Annotated in this window: 20 protein-coding genes; 7 read left to right on the plus strand and 13 right to left on the minus strand. The window is 71.0% G+C overall.

Features of this window, described 5'->3' with window-relative positions:
• The first annotated feature begins 1,085 nt into the window (after positions 1-1,085).
• Both AC1Z4A_RS32430 and AC1Z4A_RS32435 read left to right on the plus strand, forming a co-directional pair.
• Positions 1,086-1,706 (plus strand): hypothetical protein, encoded by a 621-nt coding sequence (locus AC1Z4A_RS32430; RefSeq protein ID WP_483683804.1) that lies wholly within the window; start codon positions 1,086-1,088, stop codon positions 1,704-1,706.
• 55 nt (positions 1,707-1,761) lie between these two features.
• Positions 1,762-2,181 (plus strand): helix-turn-helix domain-containing protein, encoded by a 420-nt coding sequence (locus AC1Z4A_RS32435; protein WP_483683805.1) that lies wholly within the window; start codon positions 1,762-1,764, stop codon positions 2,179-2,181.
• Between the two features lie 468 nt (positions 2,182-2,649).
• On the opposite strand, the gene AC1Z4A_RS32440 is transcribed toward AC1Z4A_RS32435, so the two are convergent.
• From AC1Z4A_RS32440 to AC1Z4A_RS32465, 6 genes are all read right to left on the minus strand, one after another.
• Positions 2,650-3,165, minus strand: coding sequence for a hypothetical protein (locus AC1Z4A_RS32440; RefSeq protein WP_483683806.1), 516 nt, complete (start codon positions 3,163-3,165; stop codon positions 2,650-2,652).
• A 17-nt stretch (positions 3,166-3,182) separates the two neighbouring features.
• Positions 3,183-3,455, minus strand: a complete 273-nt coding sequence (locus AC1Z4A_RS32445; protein ID WP_483683807.1) for a hypothetical protein — start codon at positions 3,453-3,455, stop codon at positions 3,183-3,185.
• The gene (locus AC1Z4A_RS32450) at positions 3,455-3,688 is read right to left on the minus strand and encodes a hypothetical protein (RefSeq protein ID WP_483683808.1); all 234 of its coding nucleotides are present in this window, start codon (positions 3,686-3,688) and stop codon (positions 3,455-3,457) included. The genes AC1Z4A_RS32445 and AC1Z4A_RS32450 overlap by 1 nt, the downstream gene beginning before the upstream one ends.
• 538 nt (positions 3,689-4,226) lie before the next feature.
• Positions 4,227-4,664 (minus strand): hypothetical protein, encoded by a 438-nt coding sequence (locus AC1Z4A_RS32455; RefSeq protein ID WP_483683809.1) that lies wholly within the window; start codon positions 4,662-4,664, stop codon positions 4,227-4,229.
• Between the two features lie 338 nt (positions 4,665-5,002).
• Positions 5,003-5,488: a hypothetical protein gene (locus AC1Z4A_RS32460; protein ID WP_483683810.1), complete on the minus strand. Its 486-nt coding sequence runs from the start codon at positions 5,486-5,488 to the stop codon at positions 5,003-5,005.
• Between the two features lie 572 nt (positions 5,489-6,060).
• Positions 6,061-7,560, minus strand: coding sequence for a hypothetical protein (locus AC1Z4A_RS32465; RefSeq protein ID WP_483683811.1), 1,500 nt, complete (start codon positions 7,558-7,560; stop codon positions 6,061-6,063).
• 261 nt (positions 7,561-7,821) lie between these two features.
• Between AC1Z4A_RS32465 and AC1Z4A_RS32470 the strand changes: the two genes are divergently transcribed.
• Positions 7,822-8,469: a hypothetical protein gene (locus AC1Z4A_RS32470; protein WP_483683812.1), complete on the plus strand. Its 648-nt coding sequence runs from the start codon at positions 7,822-7,824 to the stop codon at positions 8,467-8,469.
• Positions 8,470-8,663: 194 nt separating this feature from the next.
• Positions 8,664-10,517, plus strand: a complete 1,854-nt coding sequence (locus AC1Z4A_RS32475; RefSeq protein WP_483683813.1) for a zeta toxin family protein — start codon at positions 8,664-8,666, stop codon at positions 10,515-10,517.
• Here AC1Z4A_RS32475 and AC1Z4A_RS32480 read toward each other — a convergent pair.
• Positions 10,481-10,744 carry a hypothetical protein gene (locus AC1Z4A_RS32480; RefSeq protein WP_483683814.1) on the minus strand — a complete coding sequence of 88 codons (264 nt, stop codon included), beginning with the start codon at positions 10,742-10,744 and terminating at the stop codon, positions 10,481-10,483. The two genes, AC1Z4A_RS32475 and AC1Z4A_RS32480, sit on opposite strands and share 37 nt — an antisense overlap.
• A 188-nt stretch (positions 10,745-10,932) precedes the next feature.
• Here AC1Z4A_RS32480 and AC1Z4A_RS32485 point away from each other — a divergent pair, with 188 nt between their 5' ends.
• The gene (locus AC1Z4A_RS32485; protein WP_483683815.1) at positions 10,933-13,596 is read left to right on the plus strand and encodes an ATP/GTP-binding protein; all 2,664 of its coding nucleotides are present in this window, start codon (positions 10,933-10,935) and stop codon (positions 13,594-13,596) included.
• Positions 13,597-13,632: 36 nt separating this feature from the next.
• Here AC1Z4A_RS32485 and AC1Z4A_RS32490 read toward each other — a convergent pair whose 3' ends face one another.
• From AC1Z4A_RS32490 to AC1Z4A_RS32515, 6 genes are all read right to left on the minus strand, one after another.
• Positions 13,633-14,520, minus strand: coding sequence for a M48 family metalloprotease (locus AC1Z4A_RS32490; protein ID WP_483683816.1), 888 nt, complete (start codon positions 14,518-14,520; stop codon positions 13,633-13,635).
• Positions 14,521-14,596: 76 nt separating this feature from the next.
• Positions 14,597-15,745 (minus strand): Fic family protein, encoded by a 1,149-nt coding sequence (locus AC1Z4A_RS32495; protein WP_483683817.1) that lies wholly within the window; start codon positions 15,743-15,745, stop codon positions 14,597-14,599.
• Between the two features lie 96 nt (positions 15,746-15,841).
• Entirely contained in the window at positions 15,842-16,768 is a 927-nt protein-coding gene (locus tag AC1Z4A_RS32500) for a DnaB-like helicase C-terminal domain-containing protein (protein WP_483683818.1), read from the minus strand.
• 118 nt (positions 16,769-16,886) lie between these two features.
• Positions 16,887-17,687, minus strand: coding sequence for a DciA family protein (locus AC1Z4A_RS32505; RefSeq protein WP_483683819.1), 801 nt, complete (start codon positions 17,685-17,687; stop codon positions 16,887-16,889).
• On the minus strand, positions 17,684-19,897 hold the full coding sequence (locus AC1Z4A_RS32510) for a hypothetical protein (RefSeq protein WP_483683820.1): 2,214 nt from the start codon (positions 19,895-19,897) through the stop codon (positions 17,684-17,686). Before AC1Z4A_RS32510 ends, AC1Z4A_RS32505 begins: the two co-directional genes overlap by 4 nt.
• A gap of 714 nt (positions 19,898-20,611) precedes the next feature.
• The gene (locus AC1Z4A_RS32515) at positions 20,612-20,848 is read right to left on the minus strand and encodes a hypothetical protein (protein ID WP_483683821.1); all 237 of its coding nucleotides are present in this window, start codon (positions 20,846-20,848) and stop codon (positions 20,612-20,614) included.
• Between the two features lie 609 nt (positions 20,849-21,457).
• On the opposite strand from AC1Z4A_RS32515, the gene AC1Z4A_RS32520 reads away from it, so the two are divergent.
• Together AC1Z4A_RS32520 and AC1Z4A_RS32525 are read left to right on the plus strand one after the other, a co-directional pair.
• A complete protein-coding gene (locus tag AC1Z4A_RS32520) occupies positions 21,458-22,108 on the plus strand; it encodes an HAD family hydrolase (RefSeq protein WP_483683822.1) in 651 nt (216 codons plus the stop codon).
• A gap of 4 nt (positions 22,109-22,112) precedes the next feature.
• Positions 22,113-22,952 (plus strand): NAD(P)-dependent oxidoreductase, encoded by an 840-nt coding sequence (locus AC1Z4A_RS32525; protein WP_483683823.1) that lies wholly within the window; start codon positions 22,113-22,115, stop codon positions 22,950-22,952.
• The last annotated feature ends 4 nt before the right edge of the window (positions 22,953-22,956 follow it).

Genomic DNA, 22,956 nt, shown 5'->3' on the forward strand with positions numbered 1-22,956 from the left:
CACGACGCGCCGTCGCTACGCGACGGAAACCCCATTGCCATCACTCCGTGATGGCCCGGGACGGAGTCCCGGGAATCCGGGCCACTCCGTGGCCCGGGAGGCCAACTCCGTTGGCCTCGGGCTCGGATCGCTCCGCGATCCGGCCTGACGGAACACGCTCCGCGCGTTCCTAGGGCTGGCTAGCGGGAACAGGGGTGGCGGTGCCTCGGGTGACTGGGAATCAGCGGACTGCTATCGGACTGCCGTTGGGATCGAGTACGAACAGGAAGTGTCTGGAAGCGTTCACCGCAAGGGTTCCAGGATAGCAGAAACGAACAGACCAGAACACCCCCAACAAGCAGCATGCGTCATCCTGTCAGACCCGCTACCTTATGGAGAGATACACCACCCCCACCTACAGGGATCGGAGGCGACTTGAGCGTTTTTGATAACTGTTCAGCCCCGCTATTAAATCACCCCATTTACACGAGGAGCTACGAATTTAGAACCTGCGGACCTCAGCCGCAGAACAGTACCCTCGAATTCAGTGAGTATGAATTCAAGGTGCGGAGGTACCGGAGCCGTACGGCCCCCGGGCCGGGCGGCGAAACCCACCACAGTGCCCAGCCACGCCTCCTGATGTTTGTTCGTCACGGTCGGCACCACCCGAGACTCAGCTACCGCTGTTGCTGTCCACGGCCCCGCACAGGAGCGCGGCGGCGCACGCGAAGCGAGCCCAGCCACAGAGGGCGACCACGTCGAACCGGTGGCCCTCCGAGCGACACGCCCGCCGTTGCCGAGCGCTTGGCGCTGACTTCCGTCGGTGTGTCAGTCGGGGTCGGGGTGCTGGTTGGAGCTCTAGTGACACATAAGAGCGTTCCGCGCTGAATCCGGCTCTGACCTGCAGGGATACGAAACCGTTTGTTCTGAGGATCCAGAACAAACGCGCTCCGGGTGTTCTGGATCCTCAGAACAAACATCGCCTACTTCTGACGGAGCATCAGGTGTCGTCGCGGCGCTGTTTGTTCTGCCCCTCCAGAACAAACCGGTTTACCTAGTGCTACCGTGCTCCCCGAAACGTTGATCATCTCTGGAGGACTGTGCTGATGGAACAGCTGCCGATCGTCCGCCCCGGCGAGCGCGTTGTCGCGCGGTCGGACGGCAAGGGCGGCTTGATCCTGGGCGTGGAGAAGATCAAGGGCCGGGAGTTCGCTGCGAGTGCGGAGTGCAGCGGCTACGTGTTGGACGCCCGGCTGCTGATGGACGTGCTCGGCAGCCTCAAGATGCCCGGGTCCTGGTTCCAGGTCTGGTGCAAGCTGGTGGCCAGTCAGAACGCCAACCGTGCTGACGACCAGACTCGAGTCGCCGCCCGCGGCTTCGTCCGGATCACGCAGCGGAACCTCCAGGACCGGTGCAACCTGTCGGCGGCCTCCGTCAACGAGGCCAGCCAGTTCTTCGCGCACATCGGCTGGGTGCGCACCGCCAAGCGCGGCATCCTGCAGCTGAACCCGTGGCTGACGGTGGCCGGTACCTCCGGCGAGCAGGAGAAGTGGCAGAAGCTCTGGAATGACGCCAAGGGCCCAGCCTGCATCATCCCGCACCCGGAATACCCGACCGAGTGGCGCGAGGTACGGGCGGCGGAGAAGAAGGCCGCCGAGGCAGCCCGCCGCAAGGAGAAGGTCGTCGCGCTGCGGCGCCGTCGGCCGGCCGCGAAGGCGAGCGCATGACCTCGCCGCGCATATCCTCGTTGACAGCGTCGACCGATCGGAAGTGTGAGGCTCCGTGAGCAGCTCTTACGTCCCTGGCCCTCCGGCCGAGGAACCCGTAGCCATCCCGCGCGAGGTCCTGCGGCTCCTGGCCCTGGTCGACATCTCCAACGCCGGCCGCCGTGTCCTGGACGTCCTGCTCGCCCTGAGCGATCCGGACACCGGCACCGCCGAGATCAGCCAGAACGAGATGCGCGCCGAGCTGGGTGCGAGCAAGCCGACTGTGAACCGCGGCTTTACGGAGCTGCGCGAGTGCGGACTCGCCTGGCGCCTGGAGGATGGCCTCTACCAGCTCCATCCGCTGCTGACCGGCGGCGCGGTCTCCTCGCCCGTCATGCCCGTCCCGGAGATCAAGGCTGCAGACCCCGCCCGCTTCACCGCGCAGCGAAGGGCCCGGTACGCCGCTCAGGTCGCGAACCTGGCCCCCACCGGCTGACGGGGCCCTCCAGGGCGCTCCTGGCACCGCGAAGCGCACCACGGCGCTGCACCTTGGGTGCAGCGCCTTCTTCGTGCCCAGCCCCACATGCCGGTAGCACTAGGTAAACCGGGTTGTTCTGGAGGAGCAGAACGAGCAGCGGGCGCTGCCGAGGCTGGCGCCGTGCAGCGGAGGGCAGTAGCCCGGTAGCACCAGGTGAACCGGTTTGTTGCAGCAGAGCAGAACGAACGGTGACCCGCTGCTGCGGCACGGTGGCGTCGGCCGCGGGCAGCAGCACAGCGTCGGCTCCTGTCCGCTGCTCGCCCCGGGGCGGGGCCGCTGCACGAGCAGCACCCGTGTGCGGACAGGGCCGTGCGGATGCTGCACTGCATGTCAGCCCCATGGTGCAGCCGATATGCAGCAAGCCCAGGAGGGCGAGCAGCACCGGGAGCAGCGCCGTGCTCGTCGGGTGCAGCCGGGCAGTAGCGGCTACAAGGTGCGCGAGAGCGTTTCGCCGTGCCCGAGGGGGACCAGTGCCTGGTAGAGGTTGTCGGCCGCCGCGTTCTCGGCTGCCATGCGCAGCATCAGCGTGACGCTTTCCAGCGTCTCGTTCTCGCCGTCGGCCTCGGTCAGGCGCGAGGCGAGGATGCGGTGCGCTTGGTCCAGGACCTCGGGCCAGGTACCGGTGTGCGTCGCCGGGTCAACTCCGGTCAACGGTGTCAGCCACAGGTCGGCGTGGGACTGGAGGACCTGCTCGGTGGTGCGGTAGTCCAGCGCAGCCCCACAGTTCAGGGTCGGCGGGTCCTCGATGTCGGCCACGGTGCCGTTCCAGTCCGGCAGGTCCTCGGCGTGCTCGGGGCACAGGAACAGCAGCCAGGCCGGCGCCTCGCCCGGCTGGGTGGCCGGTCCCTGCCGGAGCACGGCCGCCGTGCCCTGGCAGGGCAGCGGCCGGCGCAGGGCGGTGAGCTCCCGGTTGGCACTGAGCTGAGCGAAGCTGGTTGGCACCTGGGCTCCTTCGGCGGCTAGACCTCGATGTACGCGACGACCACGACGGTGCGCAGCGCGGTGACGAAGTACAGGACCCGGACGGCCTCGACGTCGTCGGCGTACTGGCGCAGCTGGGGGCCGGCGGTGTCGCCGGGGATCGGCTCGCCGACGTCCGGGTCGACGGAGATGACGACCAGGGCGCGGTCGAGGGCGTGGATCTCCGCCTCGCTGGTCAGGCTTTCCAACTGCTTGGCGGCGGAGTCGGAGAAGGTGATACGGGCGCGGCGCGGGCCGTGCTGTGGGGCCATCAGGCGACGGCCGGGCGCTGGGCAGTGAGGCGGGTGAGGTGGGCCTCGCGCAGTTCCTCCCAGGGCGTGCACTGCTCCGGGTCGGGCAGCCCGTTCTCCGCGATGTCCTCCAGGACGCCGGCGAGCCGGTCGGCGTTGGCCCGGGTGCGGGCGGCGTACGCGCGCACCGCGTCGGCGGCCGCGGGCTCCAGCTGCTGCCGGGCGGCGGCGTCGGAGGCCGGCTGTTCGCTCATTGAGGGCTCCAGAGGGCAGAACTGGCGTGTCCCACCACGGTATCGCCGGGACCGCGTGCCGCACCCCCGGTATGAAGAAGCGGTGCGCTCCGTCGTCGAACGGCGTGGTCCGGACCCAGGACCCAGGTTGCTGCCGGAACGCCTTCACCTGGGAAAACGGGTATCCCAGGACCCAGGGACCCAGGGCATATCGGACATTGCCCCGGGCCTGGGTCGAACCTGGGTCCGGCCCGGGGCACGGTGCTGAACTGCTGTGGGGCGACGCGCGGTTAACGCTCCGTGATACCCGCAAGTGCGCGCGAAGTCAGATCACCCGTGTCACGCTCCACCCCGCGAAGGGCCCCTTGGGGAGCCCTCACGGACTCAAAATGCGAGCAAATGCGGACATGTTGAAGCGGGTGTGACACTTCGCGGGGTGCGTGGCCGAGGGAGCGTGACAGCTACGTTCCGTCAGCGGACACCGATTCCGGCCCTGCGGCGGGGCTGTCGGTGGCACGGAATCTTGACCGTTTGCCACTGAACTTTGATCGGACGTCGTTCAGTCAACCCGGAGGACCTCGTTGCGCAGTGCGCGCAGCAGGGTCAGGGCGTCGTGGTTGTCGGCGTCGGTGAACGCGTGGATCGCCAGCAGGATGGAGCGGGCGATCAGCTTCGCGGTGGCGGGGCTGTCGCCCGCGAGAGCGGCCTGATTGTGCAAGGCATCGGTCAGGCCGAAGACCACGCGGGCCATCGGATCACTGTTGATCTCCGCGACCAGCCGGCCCGTTTCGTCGTAATCCATGGCGGCGTCGATGCCGAATGCGGCGATCAGGATGCGGTGGAGCGTGTGCTGCCCGTAGGCGGCCAGCAGCACCGGCAGCGGGCGCTCACCAGCGCCGCCAGCCAGGACCGCCAAGCCGTCGTCGTTGTTTCCGACGACGGCTTCCAGCGCGGCTAATGCCCGCAGGTGTTCATCATCAGTCAGCTCGATGTCCATGGCACCACACGGTAGGCCCATGCCTGGAACACGCGGGGGCACTCGCCGCGAGAGCGCCCGTCCGTCTCTGGGCAACCGGCAGCCACCAGCCAAAGTTCAACGGTCAAGATTCCGTGGCACCGGGCAGGGGCGGCCAGCGGTCACTTCCTGTGAGATGCCTGGTGGCCGGTCAGCGCGCCACGCCCTCAGGCGCAACGCGCAACACGGGGCTAAGCAGGAGGGATCGTTGCGTCGTTTTCCGAGGTCAGGGCTGCAACGCGGAGGTGTGTTGCAGGCCGTGTTGCACTTCTCGGAGGGGTGCGTTGCGCATCGTGTTGCACCGGGGGCGTCACCGTTGGTCATACCCGCCCTGCCTCCCGCCCGATGCTCTGCCCTGCCGAGTAGGCGCGGGCGAGCAGCGCGTTGAACGCGAGGGCGGCCTCCGGGTCCGCGTACGGCAGGCGTTCGACCGCGTGCCGTTCGTCCTCGCGCAGACCCTCCAGGAGTCCGGTGGTGGTGAGAGTGCGCAGCAGGGCGTGGCGGACGACGTCCGGGGCGAGGGCGGCCCGGCGGGCGATCTCGCGCTCTTCCTCCTGGCGGCGCTGCTCGGCGGCGAGCTGCTCCTGGCGCTCACGCTCGGCTTCGGCGGCGAGCTCGTCCTGGACGTACGCGTCGGCGTCCGGGTCGTACGCCACGGAGGTGCCGGCGAGCAGCTGCGCGATGCGCTCCCACTCCGCGAGCTCGGCCGGACCACGCTCATCCCCGGCGAGCTCCTCGTGGCGGGAGTCGAGCCGCGCGTCGAAGCGGGCCTCCTCGAGCGCAGCCAGGACCTCGGGGTGCGTCATGCCCCGGGCACGCCGACGGACCGAGCTGCGGCCGACCTTCGCCCAGTCGACCGGCTTCCGAGGGGCAGCGCCAGGTGAGGGGACACGGCGCGGGCGCCGGGGCGCGGGGGTGCTCATCTATGCCTCGCATTCAGCATGGGAAAGGGACGTGGCCTGTGGTCAGAGCGCTGTCAATGGGCCGTCCCTCAGGGTTATAGCAGGCTACGAATTCAGCGTGTTCAGAACGAGGACATTGATGTGTGAAAACGACTCGCGGCCATGGTTGAGGCTGTCGAATTCGGCAAAATACGCCTCCTTTCTGAGGAATTAATTCACTCGAACCCGCGCTGGGACCGGCGCGGAACGGCACTTGCGCCCCCAGGATCGCGTCGTCGAGCCGTACGGACGCGACCGCCGCCACCTGCCTCAACTCCTTCTCGCCGCCTGGGGTCAGGGCGGCCCGTACTGCCCGGGCCCCACGAGCTGTGCCGTCCGACGACGCACGCGGCGCCGGAACGGATGACCGCGGTGAGCAGTGAGGCACTGCCCGCCCTGAGAGCGTCGGGCCGCGGAAGCGGTCCGACGCTCAGTGTTCAGTCGTCGTACGACGACGGCGGGGGCGTCGTCATACGTGCGTGCAGCAAGGCGTGGCGTGCGATCTCGGTCGGGCCGGGTTTTTCCTGCTTCTCGAGCAGTGCGGTCAGGCCGCGCGGGGCCTTCCAGTGCTCGCGGAGGTTGATGGTGGCGCCGAGGTCGTCCAGGAGCGTGTTGATGACGGTGGCGGCTTCGCTGGGTTTGTCGCCCCAGCCGTCGCCCCACCACAGGTGCTCGTTCGGTGTGCAGGGGGCGGGGTGCACCTGGCCGTCGCTGGTCTTGACCCACACGGTGCCGTCCAGGACCACCGATGTGAGCTCGGCACCGGTCGCGGGCAGCGCCAGCGGCGCGTAGAACCGCAAGGCGGGGCTGCCGTCCCGGACGGTCCGCAAGGCCGGAGTATCGGTCAGCGGGTCGATGAAGAAGGCGTCGACGGGACGGTCGCCGGCGAGGGCTGCGTGGGTGGCGGTCGGGTCGCACAAGGTGAGCCGGCGGACCCACTGCTCGGCGATCGAGCCGGGGCGCAAGGAGGTCCGGGTGAGCGCGCCGAAGGGCAGCAGCCGGGGATCACGTGCCAGGGCGAGATCCACGGCGGCGACGGCGTCCGGGTGGCTGCTGGCGGCGATCGACTTCCAGCCGGCCGCGAGGACCTGGAGGTCGTCGACGGTGGGCAGAGGGTGCTGGCTGGTGTCGGGCCGGGCGGCGATGACGATGGGCGTGGGCCCGAAGGACCGGCCGAAGATCTCGACGTCGTGCTCGGCGTCGCGTACGCGGTCGTTGCGCAGGTCGTTGGCCATGTCCGTCAGCGCGGCCCGCGCGGTGGCGTCGAAGACGGTGTTCTCCGCGGCCCGGCGCAGGGTCCGTTCCCTGCTGCTGGCGGGGACCTCCGCGATGAGTGCCGGCGCTCCGGGACGCCACTGGCGCACGAACTGGGCCGACCGCAGCAGGCCGGGCCACCAGGGCAGATCCTGCCCGGCAAGCCGGGCGACGACGCCCCACTGTGCCTCGTACTCGATCGTCGGGTGCGCGGTGTCGGCGGCGACCAGCGCGGGACCGCTGAAGCCCACGTCCCCGTACAGGGCGCAGACGATGGTCACGCCGTCCGGGTTGCCGCGCTGCGCCAGGTCGGCGGCGACGGCGGAGGCGGCCTGGTCCCTGCTGGTGTGGACGAGGCGGATCGTCCCCAGGGCGGTGTGCCAGTCCAGCGCTGGCCCCTTCGGGGTGTCCTGGTGTCCAGCCCACTTGCCCGGCGGGAGGTCGTCCGGGAGCGGGCGCAGCAGCGCCGCGCCGCGGTGCTCGAATTCCGGGGTCCTGGCGGTCCAGCGGTAGACCTCGGTGCCGTCCCAGGTCTCTTCGTCCTTCGTCGCGAACGGGCCCGGGTCGCTCTCGGGGGTGGGGAAGTCGTCGTACTTCCTGGTGATCCGCCATAAGCCGAAGGCCGTGACCCCGAGCAGGCTCTGGACCTCAGTCTTGGACAGGTAGGTGGTGGTGACGCTCATGCAGGTGTTCCTCCATGCCTCGTATGGCTGGCGTTCGGCCGGGCCAGCAGCGGTCTACCCACCTGTCGTCCGGCTTGAGCGTGTCAGGTGGGGCTGGCTTGTCCCGGCCGCGGTGCCACGGTCCTGGCTACCGAGCCCTCTGGCTTCAGGGCATGGGCGTGAAGGATGTCGGCGCGGGGGCGGGACGCGGAGCGTTGCGTAGACGGAAAGACCGTCTGCGTCATACACGTCTGCTACTGTGCTGATGGAGGTGATCAGTTCATGGCTGAAGATCCTGAGCGGGACTACGGGCAGCAGATGCTCGAACGGCTGCGGGATGAGGTGGAGCGGGCGCTCAGTGTCTCGGACCCGCTCACCCGGGCGCAGATCCTCGCCCAGCTGGTCCAGCCGTATGCGGGCTGGGCCTTGCGCTGGGCGGTCGCCGACGCGCAGAAGAGCGGGGCTTCCTGGCCGTCGATCGGGCTGGCTGTCGGCCAGCAGCACACCACGATCTACCGCCAGTTCCAGGGAGGGGGGCCACTCGTCACCGTCCGCCCGCACCACAAGTCCGGCACCCGCAACGACGACCACCAGGACGCGCTTCGTCAGGCCGCGAAGCGCGTGGCCCAGGAGGCATTCCCCACCGAGGAGCTTCAGCGCTCCCCGCTCGGCCAGTTGTACGGATCGGTCCAGGCGATGGCCAACACGCTGCGGGTGGTGGACTCCGCCGAACCGCTGCTGCGGCAGGTCGACCATCTGCTGGGCACCGTGGCGGAACTGGAGTCGGACGGCTATTCGTCACGCGGTGCCGGCGTGCAGGAGAAGGCGGTCTGGGCGGCCCTCGTCGACCTGCGCACGGTCTACGAGCGGGACAGGCCCTTCATCGAGGCGGCCGAGGAGGTCGCGCGGATGGCCCGGGGCGACGGGTGACCGGTGAAGGGGCATCGTCCGGTCTTGTTGGTGTCGGTGGCCTGGCGGAGGCCGACGGGCGCACGTCGTGGGCCGCTCCTGACCGTCTTTCCAGCCGGACATGGCAGCCTCCCTCGCCGGGCGTGCGCGGCTGACCACACGTGTGTACGACCAGATCGGCAACGAGGAGCAGTCGTGAACGGCCAGGAGCGCTGGTGAGGGAACGCGAGGTCGTGCCGGTGGTGCTGTCGGAAGACCAGCATCAGGAGGCGCTCGTCTCGGCGGTCCTCCCTGCCTGGGCGGCGGGCGTGATCAGCCAGGCCCGTCCTGTCGTGGTGTTCATTGCGGGTCAGCCCGGCAGCGGCAAGACCTTGCTCGCCGAGCTCCTGCACGCGGTTCTGGACCGGCGTGGCGGGGCGCTCCAGATCGGCCGCGACTTGTACAAGGCTGTCCACCACGACTACATCCGGCTCCTGGCCGAGGACGTGAGGACCGCAGGGGTACGGGTACGGCCGGATACCCGGCGCTGGCAGAACGAGGTCGAGGCCCATGCCCGGGACCACGGATACGACGTGGTGGTGGAGACGGCGCTGGCCGACCCGGAAGACTTCCGTGCGGCTGCGGCCGCCTACCGGCAGGCCGGCTACCGGGTCGAGGTCGTTGCCCTGGCCGTTTCCGAGGCGGTCAGCCAGCTCGGCATGCTCGACCGCTACGTGCGCCACGCCGAGGCGGGCAGCGCCCGTTTCGTGTCCTGGGAAAACCACGATCTGTGCGCCGAGGGGATGCTGCGCACCCTGGCCGTCATCGAGGCCGAGCACCTGGCCGACCGGGTCGTGGTCGTGCGGCGCGGCCTGGAGGCGCTCTACACCAACGAGCTCGACGACGCGGGCGCCTGGCGGCATCCGGCGGCGGCACAGGTGACAGTGGTCACCGAGCGGTCGAGACCGTGGTCCGCGGCGGAAACCGGCAGGTTCCGCCGGGAGCTGGCCGCGGCGGACCGGCGTGCCCATGGTGCGCGGTTGCCGGCGGACTGGGGGCTGGCGGTGCAGCGGGACGCCGAGCGCGCCGCGGCCTGGGCCGAGCCGCTCCGACGCACCGCGCAGCCCCGGACCGACTCGCCGGGCGTCGACTATCACCGGCTGTCGGCGGCCGAGCACCGCTGGATCTTCGACGAGCTGTTCGCCCCTTCCCACCTCGCCGACATCGTGCCGCAGGAGCGCCCGGTGGTGGTGTACGTGATGGGACCGCCGGGCGTGGCCACGATGGACGCGGTCCGTCTGGTCCACCGTGCCGTGCCGGGCCGGCCCGTCTGGCTGACGCCCCAGCACTTCGCGGCGATGCACCCGGACTACCAGCAGCTGATGCAGGAGGAGCCACGGGCAGCCATGCTGCGCATCCGTGCGGACTGCGCAGCATGGCAGGTGCGGGCCGAGGCATACGTGCGCCAGCAGTGCGGCAACCTCATCCTCGCCACGTCCCCCGCGAGCGCCGGGGAGTTCCTGACCAGCGCGGCGGCATTCCGTCAGGCCGGGTACCGGGTCGAGCTGGTGGTGCTCGCCTCCCGGGCCGCGGACAGCCGCCAGGGCAGCGCGGCCCGCTACGCGAGGGCAGTCCGCAGCGGCCCGGCCACCTTCCCCAGCGCTGGCTGTCACGACCAGTGCTTCGCCGCGATCACGGACGCCGTGCACGCGGCCGAGCAGAAGAACATGGCCGACTCGGTGACGGTCCTGCGCCAGGACATGACCGCCGTCCACCGCAGCCACCGGGGCACCGAGGGCCGCCAGGCGGGACGATCCGGTGCCGCGCACGCCCTGGCCCTCGAACAGCAGCGCCCGTACACGCTCCAGGAGGCTGCCCGGTTCATCGACGTCCAGCGGGGTCTGCACGCGGCGCTTCCGCAGTACCGGGTCGAGCTGCAGCAGATCACAAGACTCGCTCAGCCCCTCTTCCCGCCACAGTTACAGCCCCGCCGGCTGCCGCGACCCGGGACACCGGCCGCATTGCCGCTCCCGGCGCCGCGCCGCGCCGCGTACTACGACGGGTTCAGCTCCCGCCAACGCGCCTCGTAGTACGCCGTCAGCCGGGCAACCTCCTGCACACTGACGTCAGCCAGCCGGTTCCGGTCGGCCACGCACACCCGCTGCTGCTCCTGCAACTGCCCCAGACGCGCGTGGTCCGGGACCGGCGACCGCTTCTCGGCCAGGATCTGCCGGGTGTACCAGGTGATCACCCGGGTCACGGCAACCAGGGCGTCGTCAGCGGAGGCGTCCGGGATACCGGAGGTCGGGTCGTGCACAGGAAAACCGCCCTTGTGGTGGGAGCAACGGCTCATTGTCGCGGACCGGCAGAGCAGGGGCACATCAGCTGCGGCTCGACCTTGGCCAAGAACCGGCCCCGGACAGGCACGGTCCGCCACCGGGCCCTGCCACCGGCGGCGGCAAGAGCGTAGGTTGACGCCCAGGTGATCATTCCTGGGGGGATTCGATGGCAGGCCGGGACCTTCGCGCGCTGTTCAGCACTAACGACCACACGCTGGCCGCGGCCGAGGCGTTCACCAACCGCCAGCTGCAGTGGCAGACGGTCGCCTCCGCGCTCGCCGAGCACCTCGAGCGCATCGCCGAGCCCGGCTTCGACGTCCAGGACCTCGAGGCGCCGCGCGAGAACGTGGTGAACCTGTACGGCGTCGGCGGCATCGGCAAGACGACTTTCTCCCGCGTGCTGGAGGCATCGCTCACCAGCAGCGAACAGCGCCCCGCCCAATGGGGCGAACTCGCTCTTCCCCACCAGCGGCTGCTGCCCGTACGCATCGACCTCGCCCGCTCGAGTGGCACCGACTTCGAACGCATCATCTTGAGCATTCGCCTCGCCCTGGCCGGGCTCGCCCGCCCGTTGCCGGCCTTCGACATCCCCTTGCGCAGGTACTGGGACGCCGCGCACCCCGGCGAACCGCTGGAGGAGTACCTGCGCCGCGGGCTGCTCGCAAAGTTCGCCAAGGGCCTCCCGCAGCAGACGCAGTCCGCGCTCGCCGAGGCCGCCAGCGCCCTCGCGATGCCCGGCGCCGTCGGCTCGGCCGTCGGCCAGGTGGCCACCACCCTGGCCCGCGCGCTGCGCGAGCGACGACAGACCGTACGGGCCCTGGCCGGCTGCCACCGCCTGGCCGACCTGCTGGAAGCCGACCCCGACATCGACACGCTCTCCTATTACGCCCACCTGCTGGCCTGGGAGATCTCGCAGCTCCCGGCGAAGACGTCGGTCGTCCCGGTCATCCTGCTCGACACTTTCGAGGACATCGCCGATCCCCGCCGCGACTTCGAACGCCTCGTCCAGCGGCTGGTGTGGCTGCTGCCCAACGCGTTTTTCGTCATCACCGGCCGCAACAGGCTCCGGTGGGGCGACGCCGCCCTGCAGGGCCAGCTCGACTACACCGGCCCCACCGCCTGGCCCGGCCTCGCCACCGACGGCACCGTGCGGACCGCCGCGGCCAGCGGCGGCCGCCGGCAGATCCTGGTTGGCGACTTCTCCCCCGAGGACTGCGACACCTACCTCGCCCGCCGGCTGACCCACAACGGCCAGCCGCTGATCACCCCGGACATCCGGTCCGTCATCACCCGCTGCTCGCACGGACTGCCGCTCCACCTCGACCTGTCGGTCATGCGCTACCTGGAGATCCGCCGCACCGGCCGCGCCCCGCAGCCGGACGACTTCAATCACCCCTTCCCGGCGCTCGTCGCCCGCACCCTCAGCGACCTCAGCCCGGAAGAGCGTCACGCGGCCCGCGCGGTCTCCCTGCTCGACGCCTTCGACGAACCCCTGGCCGTCCGCACCGCCGGCCTGCCCCACGAAGCCCCGGTACGCCGCCTGCTCGAGCGACCCTTCATCCGCGAGGACGTCTTCGCCCTGTGGCCCTACCACCTGCACGGGGTCATCCGCTCCACCATCCGCAGCGCGGACAGCCAGACCGACGACCACTGGACCCCCGGCGACTGGAAACAGGCCGCCCAGCGCGCCCTCACCGCCCTCGGCGAGCAATGGACCGCCCACTCCCTCCCCGACCGCGCCCTGCTCGTCGCATGCCTACGCCAGGGCCTGCGCCTGGCCCGCGACCACCGTCTTGACCTGGGCTGGCTCACCGAGGCCGCCTGGGCCTACACCGCCGACTTCCTCTGGGAGCCCGTCGCCCCACCCACCGCAGATGAACCGGCCGGCGCCGGGATAGGGACATCGGCCGACGCCCTCACCGAGCTGCTCAGCGCTCTCGCCCGCCGCCAGCGCGAACACCGCCGGCGCACCACCGAGCGCCTCACCGCGGTCCTCGATGCCGACCTGCTACCCGACGACCTGACCGAGATGGCCCTGTACTACCGGGCCAAGGCCGACCGCGACCTCGGCAGGTCGGCCGCCTCCCGCGACGGGATGCAGCGCGTCGCCGACGGCGGCGGACGCCTCGCCCCCGACGCACGCCGCGGCCTGGCCCACCTCGCCCGCATGGCCGGCGACTTCCCCACCGCCCTCGATGCCGCCCGCACCCTCGGCGAGGAAGGGCGTCAGCACCGCGTCCTCGGCGACATCTGGTGGCCCCAGGGCGACCTCCACCGCGCCGCCGCCGCCTACGAAGCCGCCCGCGCCCAAGCCGAGGAGCACTCCCTCGTCGGCGAGCGCGCCATCGCCCAGGCCCAGCGCGCCTTCGTCACCGCCTTCGCCGACCCCCAGCAGGCCGACGACGAGATCGCGCTCGCACGCCAGCTCCTGGACGGCCTCGACCTGCGCGCCACCGCCCTCACCGTCGAGATCGCCGCCCTCCTCCGCGACGCCGGCACCACCAGCATCGAAGACCGCGGCCAGGTCCTGCGCACCGAGATCGACGTCGCCGGGCTCCCCACGGTCCAGACCACCCTCGCGCTCGCCCTCGCCTTCCACCACGCCGTCCTGGACGCACACGACGACCTGGACGCCGTCCTCTCCCGGCTCGGCGACCTCAGCCGCAACGGCGATTACGCCTACTACACCGACATCGCCGCCTTCATGGCCGGCCGCCCGCTTCCCACGCCCGGCTCCCCGGCACAGTGGCTCGACGGCGAGCAGACCACCCGCAACCGCTGGCGCACCCTCGTCACCGCCCGCCGGGCTCACCTGAACACGCCGTCCTAGCCACCAGGGCCGCCCTCCGTCCGGGGGGTGGGGTCCTCAGGGCCAGATTCCCCCGGCCAGGGGCAGGGCACAGTCACGATCCGCAGGCGGGGCGAGACGGGACAACCACAGGCGAAGCCGCAGCGGCGGGTGGGACCGCAGTGCCCAGAACGCGAAGAACAGGCGCCGAACCGGCGGGACAAGACGGGCATCCTCCAGCTCCCGCTGCCAGGACGCGACCGCCATCTCACGGCCGCAGCGGCGGGCCGCAGCCCGGTCACAGGCCAGCTCGGACCACCACCGGTACGCCACCCACAGCACACCCAGCCCGGCCAGCACGGCGGCGGCCCGGTCCAGTGAGAGCAGGCCCGTACACAGCACCATGAGCACCACCCCGAGGACGACGCCGGCAAGCCTGGTGTGGGAGTCGTGCCGCCGCAGATGGGCGAGCTCGTGCTCCAGGGTGTACGGCATCACGGCATTGCGCTCGGGCCACAGCCAGATATGCCCCAGGGTGACATGCCCGCGCCGTCCGAAGCGCACGGCGGACGCCGCGTTCCACGTGCCGATCCGCCCGCCAGCGACCGAAAGCGAGATCCGCTCCATGCCGGTCTCCCCAGCGAATGCCTCCACCCGTTCTTCGACCTGGCGCATCTGGCTGATCAGGAACTCGGAGTCCTTGTCGCGGGTCCCGTCCTTCGTCACCGCCGCCGCGGGGTCGCGGTAGGCGCGCCAGGTCATGTCCTGCCCGGCCGCACCCGCCCAGACCATGTTGCCCAGCCCGGATAACCCGGACCATGCCCGCAGTACCCCGGCCACGACCGCAAGCAGGATCACGCCAGCGGCGCGCGGTTCCGTCCACCAGCGCAATGCCGCCAGCACACATCCCAACGCCACCGTCGCGCCCTGCACGCTGTACCGGTACAGCAGCGTGTTCATGTCCATGACGGATGACGGTAGCTGTGGACACCCCGTCGCACTGCAGAAAGGCCCGGCGAGAGCCGCGGTACGCCCGTGCTGGTCAGGGGCGGGGCGCGTAAGGGTCGGCGTACGGCTCGACGGCCTGCCGGATCTGCTCCTGCGCGCGGGCCATGCGGGGGCCCGGGGCGTAGTAGCGGGACCGTGCCTGGCCCTGGGCTTCGAGCCAGCCGAGGCGGACCAGTTCGCGGACGTCGCGGAGGGCCTGCTGCTCGGACAGGTCGGCGTCGGCCTGGTAGACCGTGCGGCGCACCTTCGATCCCCAGAAGGCCGGCAGCAGCGCGTAGACCACGCGCTCGTCGAGTCCGTCGTGCTCGGCGGCTTCGCCGAGGTGGATCCAGGCGCGGGAGAGCAGGTCGGTGCGGCGCTGGGCCTGCTGGGCCTGGCGGTGGTGGGCTTCCAGGCAGAAGCGGATCCACGGGTGAGTGTCGCGGCCGGGGGTCCAGGCGGGGCCGCCGACCTGCTGCAGGACGCGGTAGTAGGCGTAGGTGTTCTGGGCGCGGCCGAGCCATTCCTCGATGGAGGAGAACTCCGGCGGCAGCAGGCTCGTCGATTCCCGGGCGAAGACAAGCGTGGACACGGCGCGGGACATGCGTCCGTTGCCGTCCTTCCACGGGTGAATGTTCACCAGGTTCAAGTGCGCCATGGAGGCCCGCACGTGGACCGGGGCGTCGAGGTCACCGGTGTTGAGCCAGTCGATCAGCTCCCCCGTCAAGGCGGGCACGTCCTCGAAGTCCGGGGCCCTGTAGGCGGGAACCAAGGGGTCGTCGGGGCTGGTGACGAACACCGGGCCGTCACGCCAGCGGCCCGGGCGCTTGTCGAGGTGATGGCCCTGCAGCATGAAGTGCAGCCCGTTAAGCAGACCGGCGTCGTAACGGAAGCCCTCCCCGGCGTCGGCGAGGGCCTGGATGTAGGTCATCGCCCGCTGGTAGCCCTCCAGCTCCACCCGGGTCCGCTCCGCCGTCTCCAGCGGCTCCTCCCCCGCCATCAGCGCCTCGACGTCATCGACGGTGGCAGCGTAGCCCTCAATGGTGTTCGACCCGGCGATCGCACGGGCCGTGAGGTTGCGCCGCAGCTGACCGGACCAGCGAGGCTGCGCCCGCAGCTGGTGACGCAGGCGCACCCGCATCTGCTCGATCTCTTCGAGCACACGGTGGTCATCGGCGTCCAGGGCCGGGGTCTTGTACAACATGCCCTAATGCCACCATGACAGGATTATCCTGTCAAGACGCGACGCTCCTCGTCGCTCTGCCCAGAGAGACCCTGAAGGGGCCGCGGGTGCCCTCTCCTACCAGCTGACGGTAAGCCGGCGGGGTGCCGGGCCGGATCGGTCCTTGGCAACAAGAACGTTCACTTGGGCAGGATCGGTGCGGTCCAGCAGCGCCACGGTGTCCGCGTGGTACTCAAGATCGGCCGCGCTGCCCAGATCTTCGATGTCCAGCGGGACGCCGGCACGCCGCGGACGTTCCAGCCGGGCCAGCAGCAGGACCGGTGGCAAGCCGAGCTGGTCCTCGGTCATCGCGAGCTGCTTGAGACGGAGCCCGATCCCCTCCGCATCCGTGCCACCCACGGTGGTCATCAGCTGCAGGCGATCGATCACCACCAGGTGGGCGCGGTCGCCAGTGGCCGCACGGCGCGACAGGACGTCGCGGATGTAGTCGGTGGTCAGCGGCCGGTGCCGGTCGATGCTGAGGTTGGGCACCGGATTACGCGCCGTCAGGTCGGGTGCGAACAGCGCCACGCGCAGCCCCCGGGCCGCGTTATGGACTGCGATGTCGTACCCGGCCTGGGCCTCCCTGCTGCGTGAACGTATGCCGAGACAGCTGAGGTGTCCGCTCTCCAGCCGCACGACGTCGTCCATCTGCGGCCACGGGGTCATCTCGCGGCCGTCCAGCTCATCGGGGTCCCCGGACCAGTACTGCACCATGGTGCGATCAATGAAGGGCGACTTCATCAGCGCCTCCCAGTGGGCCAACAGTTCCCGGGTCTCCGGAGCATCAGCCGGCAGACGGGCCTCGGTGCTGGCGTAACCGTCCGTTCCTATGAGCCCGTCGTATCGCGGGTCCGCGAGCCGCGCTCGGCACGGCGCTTCGTGAACCGGATACGGACCCCAGACCCAGTTGTCGGGGCGGTCCTTGGTCACTCCGGCGACGATGAGCATTCCCGCCAGCTCCGGATGTACCGGCTTCAGGCACACAGGGCAGTCGTACGTCACATGCGTTCCTTTCGACAGAGGTAGAACAAATGGCGGCCAGCGGTCCTTGATGAGGCCCGCCCCAGCAGCCGATTGCTCGTGCTCGAGACAGTACGCACCGGCACGCACTCGGTATTGCTCATGCCGACTTGCGCTCCTCCGAGGTCTTGTGGGCAGGGCCCCTGTTGGCACGCTCTGCGCGGGCGCGGCGCAGTGCGGCGGCCTCGGTGGCCGCAGCCTGGCGGCGGCGCTGGGCGCGGGCCTGTTCGATCGGGGCCGGCGCCTCCGTCTCCGGCTCGGGGAACGCGAGGCGGCTTAGCTCCCGCATCACGGCGGCCTGCCGCCCCACCGCCTCCGCGATGGCCGGGTCCGCCCTGCGCGGCGGGGCTGCCTCCCGGTGCGCGGTGAGCGCGCGGCGGTAGCCGTCGCAGGCGGTCTCCCGGGTGCGCACCGGACCGCGGGGCGCGGCGGCGGGTGCCGGATCGGCGTCGGCCGACTCGGACACGGACGCCTTGCCGGGCGGCAGAACCCGTAAGGCGCGGACGACCGTGCGGCCGGCCGAGGCGTTGGCGGCCGCGACGATGCGGGCTTGTTCCAAGCGGACCTTCGTCGCCCAGGCCGTCGACTCCGGGCACACGGTGAGCCGGCCGGAGCCCGCGTCGTAACCGACGGCCGCGACGTGCCCGGCGAGGTCGGGGGCGATGGCCGCCCACCGCTCACGCAGCGTCGCGCCGACAGCCGGGAGCTCCCACGCCCGCTCGGCGACCAGCACGCCGAGCGCCGCGCCGATCCCCATCGGCTCGCGCCCGTCCCGCCGCACCGTACGGACCGGCCGCGGCTTCGACTTCGCCGTCCGGCCGCCGTTCTTCCGCGCCGCCTCCCTCGCGGCCCGCAGCACGACCCGCGCCAGGTCGACCCCGGACGCCTCGCCGCCCCTCACGCCTGCCCCCAGGTGGTGTGCCCAAGAACCAGATTGCGGGCGCCCGCCAGGCGCAGTACCTGGTCGACGAACCGGCTGGTGAACAGCCTCCTCGCGGAGAGCTCGCCGTGCTCGTCGATGTGGTCGAGCACCAGCTGGTGGTCGCGCTCGGCGCGGGCCCGCCAGTCGATGACCTGCTGCCGGGTCAGCTCCTCGAGCACCAGCGGCGCCTGGCCCTCGCCCGCGTCCTGGGGCTCCGGCTCGGGCAGCTGTGCGTCCTGGACCGGACGGGGCGCGGGCAGCACAACGGCCACCGGCACGGCGGTCGGCATGGGCGGGTCGGCGGATGCTGGCCCGGTCTCGCGGGCGCGGGCCTGCAGCGCGGCCCGCTGCGCCTCCAACCACTGCCGTTCCCGGGCCTTCGCCCAGCCCTCGGCCGTCACCGCCTGGTGCAGCCGCCGCTCGGCCTCGGCGCGCCGCTCGGCCTCGGAGGCCCGGGGCATCTGCGCGTCGACCGCGGACGCGATGGCCTGGCGCTGGGCGCGCCGGTCACCGACCAGGTAGGTGCAGGTCTCGCACGGGCCGCCGGTGTCCATCCGCAGCCCCTCGTCGCACCGGAAGTCGCCGCACAACTGACGCTTCGGCAGGCCCCGGCCGACCAGCCAGCCCACCGGGTCCTCGACCGCCGTCGGCCCGCCCTGGGCCGCCAGACGACGGACCAGCCGGTCCGCCAGCACGCCGGGCGCCTCCGCCCGGCCCACAACCCCGGCCGCCGCGCCGAGCTCCCGGCGCGCGGTCTTCTCGACCAGGCGGCGGGCGTAACGGCGCTCCAGGCGCGCCCACAACGACTCCACCGGAGCCAGGACGGTCCGCAGATCCTCCGGCGGCAGCGGCACCCGCCTGCGCGGCTGCCTGCCCTGCCCCGCACCAGCGACCGCCCGCGCTGAGGCGTCGGCCACCGGCCCGCAGCGGCCCTTCCCGCCTTCGACGACCGGGGACTTCTTCGGCTGTTCCCCGCGCAGCGGGCCGTCCTCGCGCACGCACGCGCGGTCCGGCAGACCACAGTCCCCACCACGGCCTTCGCCGGAAAAACCACCAGAGAGCGAGAGGGGAGAGACGGGAGTAACCACGGGAGGGTGATCAGTGTGAAGGGTTGCCGCAACGTCGGGCTCTGCCACATCGGCCTCATCCGACACCAGAACGTCGCTGACCTGCTGTTCTGCCTCCCGGTCCGGCTCCTCAATAGCCCCTGCCGCAACGTCGGGCTCTGAAAACACGGGCTCCAGGCCCTGCGTACGGCGGTTCTCCCGGGCACCGTCGGCACTGATACGGCCGTGCGCGGCGGCGACCGCCGGCACCATCAGCCGCGAACGGTTCGCCAGCCCGGAGCCTGTCTGCAGCCGGACCCGGCGCACCAGGTCCCGGTCCTCCAGGCGCTCCAGCACCCGCTCCCCCGCCGACGCCGTGCAACCCAGCAGACGGGCCACCGTCGCCGCCGCCCGGCCGCGCTTGGTGTCCACCGCGCCGCCGCACTGCCGCACCCGGCCCGTCTCCCGCGCCTCCAGCACCAGCAACAGCAGCGCCAGCCGGTCCGTCGCCGCACCCCGACCGGTACGCGTACCGATCAGCCCGGCCGGAGTCACCCGGCCGTCCCGGTGCGTCCAGCCCGGCGCCATCACGGCCTCCAACAGCCGCAGCAGCGTCGCGAACTCCTTCTTCGCCAGCGCCAGCGGATGCCCGACCACGCCCTGCGCCGTCCACAGCGGCAGCACCCGGCACGCCAGACCGTCGTCCTGACCGAACTCGCCCTCCGCCGTCTCCACGGACACCACGCCCGACCGGCGCAGCACCGGCAGCACCTCGGAGGCGACGTACGACGCCGACAGGCCGAGCCAGCGGCCCAGCTCACCGGTGCGGATCTCCACCACACCCGACTCCGACGGCGTCCGCGCCGCCAGCACCACCACCGCCAGCCGCACCGCGTCCGACGCACCGACCAGGCTGGCCACGTCCAGCAGCGCGCGCACCGCATTGCCCAGCCGGGCGCGGGCATCGCGCCCCAGCGCCAGCGGGTGACCCGGCCCGCGAACCGGCACCGAACCGGCCTGCGTGGGAACTGACTCCAGCCGACGCCGGGCGCGCCGGACCAGGTCCTCGTCGACGGAGTTGTCGACGAACTCCCCGAGGGAGTGCATCAGAGAGGCGGCCGCACTCGCCGCGATGGCGCTCATCGGGCACCCCCGACGACCGCCGGAAGGAGATAGAGCTCCCCTTTATGAAAGGTGTCGCGGGAGGGGCGCGGTGTGACACTCGCACCCCAAGAATCTTCGTGATTAATGCCGTGAACTGCACAAACAGGGTGTGCGAATCCCGACACGGAGAGAGCTCGGGGGGTCCGAACCGGTGTGAATCGGACGTCGTCAAGCTGACAGGGGGACACACGATCGTGCACTATGGCGGGGACACCACCTTCCATATGCGAGCCGGACCACCCCGCAGACGCGGGACGGGCCAGCGAGTGGATGGGAGACATCAACACCGCGCCACGCCCCCTCCGGGAGGAGCGGACAGGCGCGGACGCCCAGACGGGCCGGGGGGAGATTTCTCCTCTCTCTCGAACGGGCGTTCTGGTGATCGCAGGGCCCTTGTCAAGGGGCCCCGCGATCGGGTGGGTACTGCCGGGCACTGCTCGGTGGGTAGCTGGGCCGACCGTTGTCAGCGGCCGGGTCTTGCTGGTGGCCCTTGTCAGGGGCCAAACCCGCTTGTCAGACGGGTTGTTGCTGGTGGTGCTTTACAGAGAGATGGCTCGATGAGCCGAGGCTCAGGACCGGGTGTCAACCGGGACTGAGTAACCGATCCGGGGTGTCAAGCCCGATCGGAGTGAAGGGCCGCGCGAGGCCGAGCGGATTGTCAGTCCGCATGTGTGGCGCGCGCGGCCGGTGGCGTTACGTCACCCCGACCCCCTTGAATCCGAGGCCGGTGTCGGCATGCCCGAAAACCGGATAGGACGGCGTGATCATGCCGATCAACGGCGAGGATGCGCGGTGAAGTTCCCGAACGCGGGTACGCTGCATCTCGCGATCACCTCCCATCAGGTGCATCGTGCGGGCGGGGATTCCCGTCCACGAGCCCCCCGTGTGGCCACGCCCGGCCCTGGGGGGCTCTTTGCTGTCGTCGGTCAAGTCTGCGATCACCCTAACCCCGAGTGATGACTCGGAGGGTAGGCGGAAACGCAACGCGCCCGAGACGCCCGGAATGCCCAAGGAAATGTGAGGAATGAGGGGATAGTCGCCGCGGAGGTGGGCCACATACGGGGAAGTGCCCGGCAGATGACAGCCCCTCATCGGAAGTAGTCCGGGACCGCCCACTCGAAGTCGTGCCGACCTGGGTGCCCGGAGAACAAGGTGCACACCTCGGAGTCGACCGCGCCTGCTTCGGTCTCCGCAGGACAGGTCGCCTGCGGCACAACGTCGCGACGACCGGCCGGGCTGTCCCACCGGACCCACCAAGTCACGGCCTCGCCGGTGGCCAGTCGGCCGGCGCCCACCGGTCGCGAGAAATCCCCAAGCACGGCGTGTGGCCCCTGGTGCCCGGCCTCCAACTCGCACTGCAACTCCGTCTCGAACGACGCCGAGCCGTGCGGAATCTCCGACAGCAACCGGATCTCCCGCTCCGACAGCGAGATTGGCTCCGGACACCGCTGTGGTCTGGTCACCCTTCCCCTCCCCCGAGCTGACCGAGTACGAGACCGCGTACCCGCGGGCGCGCCGGACCAAGTACGGTTCCTGCCCGTGGCCCGACTCGCCCTCTTCGACCTGGACGACACGCTCGTCGACCGGCAGACCGCCGTGAGTGATGCCGTCGCCGCCCTGTGCCGCACGCACGGCCTCGACCCCGGCATCGAGCAGTGGCTGCGCACCGAGCTGACCGACCGCGCGAACCCCACCGACTTCGCCCAGCTGCGCGCCACCTTCAACCTGCAGGAGCCCGCCGCCCAGCTGTGGCAGGAATACGTCGACCTGATGGCCGCCTCCGTCACCTGCCGACCAGAGGTCCTTGAGGGCCTGGCGCAACTGCGCGCGGCCGCATGGACGATCGGCATCGTCACCAACGGCGCCAGCGACATCCAGCGCGCCAAGCTCACCACGGTCGGCATCGCCGACCTGGTCCACGGCGTCGCGGCCTCTGGCGACCTGGAGATCCGCAAACCGGACCGGCGCCTGTACGAACTCGCGGCCGACCGCTGCGGCCGAAGCCTCGCCGACGGCGGCTGGATGACCGGGGACAATCCAGTCGGTGACATCGGCGGCGGCCACGAGGCCGGCCTGCGCACCATCTGGCTCCGCGGTCGCCCCTGGCCCGACAACCTTCCCGCCGCGCACCACACCGTCGACGACGTCACCGACGCCATCGCCATCCTGCTCAACGAGACCCCGGAGTAGCACCGTGGACCAGCCCACCGTCGGCATCCTCCACCCCGGCAGCATGGGCGCCGCCATCGCCGCCTGCGCCGCCACCAATGCGGCCTCGATCGTGTGGTGTGAGGCCGGGCGCAGCCCAGCGTCCGCGGCGCGCGCCGCGCAGTTCGGCCTGACGGCTGTGGCCACGCTGTCCGAACTGGCGGACCGAAGCGACATCGTCATCAGCCTCTGCCCGCCGGCCGCCGCAGAGGACTTGGCCCGCGACGTCGCCGGGCACGGCTTCGCCGGGGTGTACGTCGAGGCGAACGCCATCAGCCCCGAGCGGGCGCAGCGGATCGCCGCACTGCTCGAACCGGACGCGACCGTCGTGGACGGCGGCGTCGTCGGCTCCCCGCCCATCGGAGGCAAGACGCCGACCCTGTACCTGTCCGGTGCGGTCGCCGCGACCGAGCGCATCGAGGCGTTGTTCGCGGGCACTGCTACGCGGACGGCAGTGCTGGGCACGGAGGTCGGAAAGGCGTCCGCGCTGAAGCTGGCGTACGCGTCGTTCCAGAAGACCAGCCGAGTGCTGGTGGCACTCGCGATCGGGATGGCCCGTGAGCACGGCGTCGACCAGGAGCTCATCAAGGTCGCCTCCCGACGGACCGACTCGTACCTCTCCGAGCCGCAGTACGTCACCAAGACCGCCGCGCGCGCCTGGCGCTGGGGACCAGAGCTGGAGGAGGCCGCCGATGCGCTCGCGGCCGCTGGCCTACCGCCGGAGATGCTGAGCGCGGCCGCGGCCACGTTGGCACGGTGGGACGACGCCAAGGACGCCCACGAGCTCACGCTCACGGACGCCCTGGACCGGCTCGCCCAGCCGTAGCCCG

It is taken from the genome of Streptomyces sp. 17_S59, assembly GCF_056930295.1.

Bases quoted from the DNA above. Each gene is read 5' to 3' on its own strand.
- AC1Z4A_RS32430 (WP_483683804.1), top strand. From the start codon at position 1,086: ATGGAACAGCTGCCGATCGTCCGCCCCGGCGAGCGCGTTGTCGCGCGG.
- AC1Z4A_RS32445 (WP_483683807.1), bottom strand. From the start codon at position 3,455: ATGGCCCCACAGCACGGCCCGCGCCGCGCCCGTATCACCTTCTCCGAC.
- AC1Z4A_RS32450 (WP_483683808.1), bottom strand. From the start codon at position 3,688: ATGAGCGAACAGCCGGCCTCCGACGCCGCCGCCCGGCAGCAGCTGGAG.
- AC1Z4A_RS32455 (WP_483683809.1), bottom strand. From the start codon at position 4,664: ATGGACATCGAGCTGACTGATGATGAACACCTGCGGGCATTAGCCGCG.
- AC1Z4A_RS32460 (WP_483683810.1), bottom strand. From the start codon at position 5,488: ATGACGCACCCCGAGGTCCTGGCTGCGCTCGAGGAGGCCCGCTTCGAC.
- AC1Z4A_RS32465 (WP_483683811.1), bottom strand. From the start codon at position 7,560: ATGAGCGTCACCACCACCTACCTGTCCAAGACTGAGGTCCAGAGCCTG.
- AC1Z4A_RS32470 (WP_483683812.1), top strand. From the start codon at position 7,822: ATGGCTGAAGATCCTGAGCGGGACTACGGGCAGCAGATGCTCGAACGG.
- AC1Z4A_RS32485 (WP_483683815.1), top strand. From the start codon at position 10,933: ATGGCAGGCCGGGACCTTCGCGCGCTGTTCAGCACTAACGACCACACG.
- AC1Z4A_RS32490 (WP_483683816.1), bottom strand. From the start codon at position 14,520: ATGGACATGAACACGCTGCTGTACCGGTACAGCGTGCAGGGCGCGACG.
- AC1Z4A_RS32495 (WP_483683817.1), bottom strand. From the start codon at position 15,745: ATGTTGTACAAGACCCCGGCCCTGGACGCCGATGACCACCGTGTGCTC.
- AC1Z4A_RS32510 (WP_483683820.1), bottom strand. From the start codon at position 19,897: ATGAGCGCCATCGCGGCGAGTGCGGCCGCCTCTCTGATGCACTCCCTC.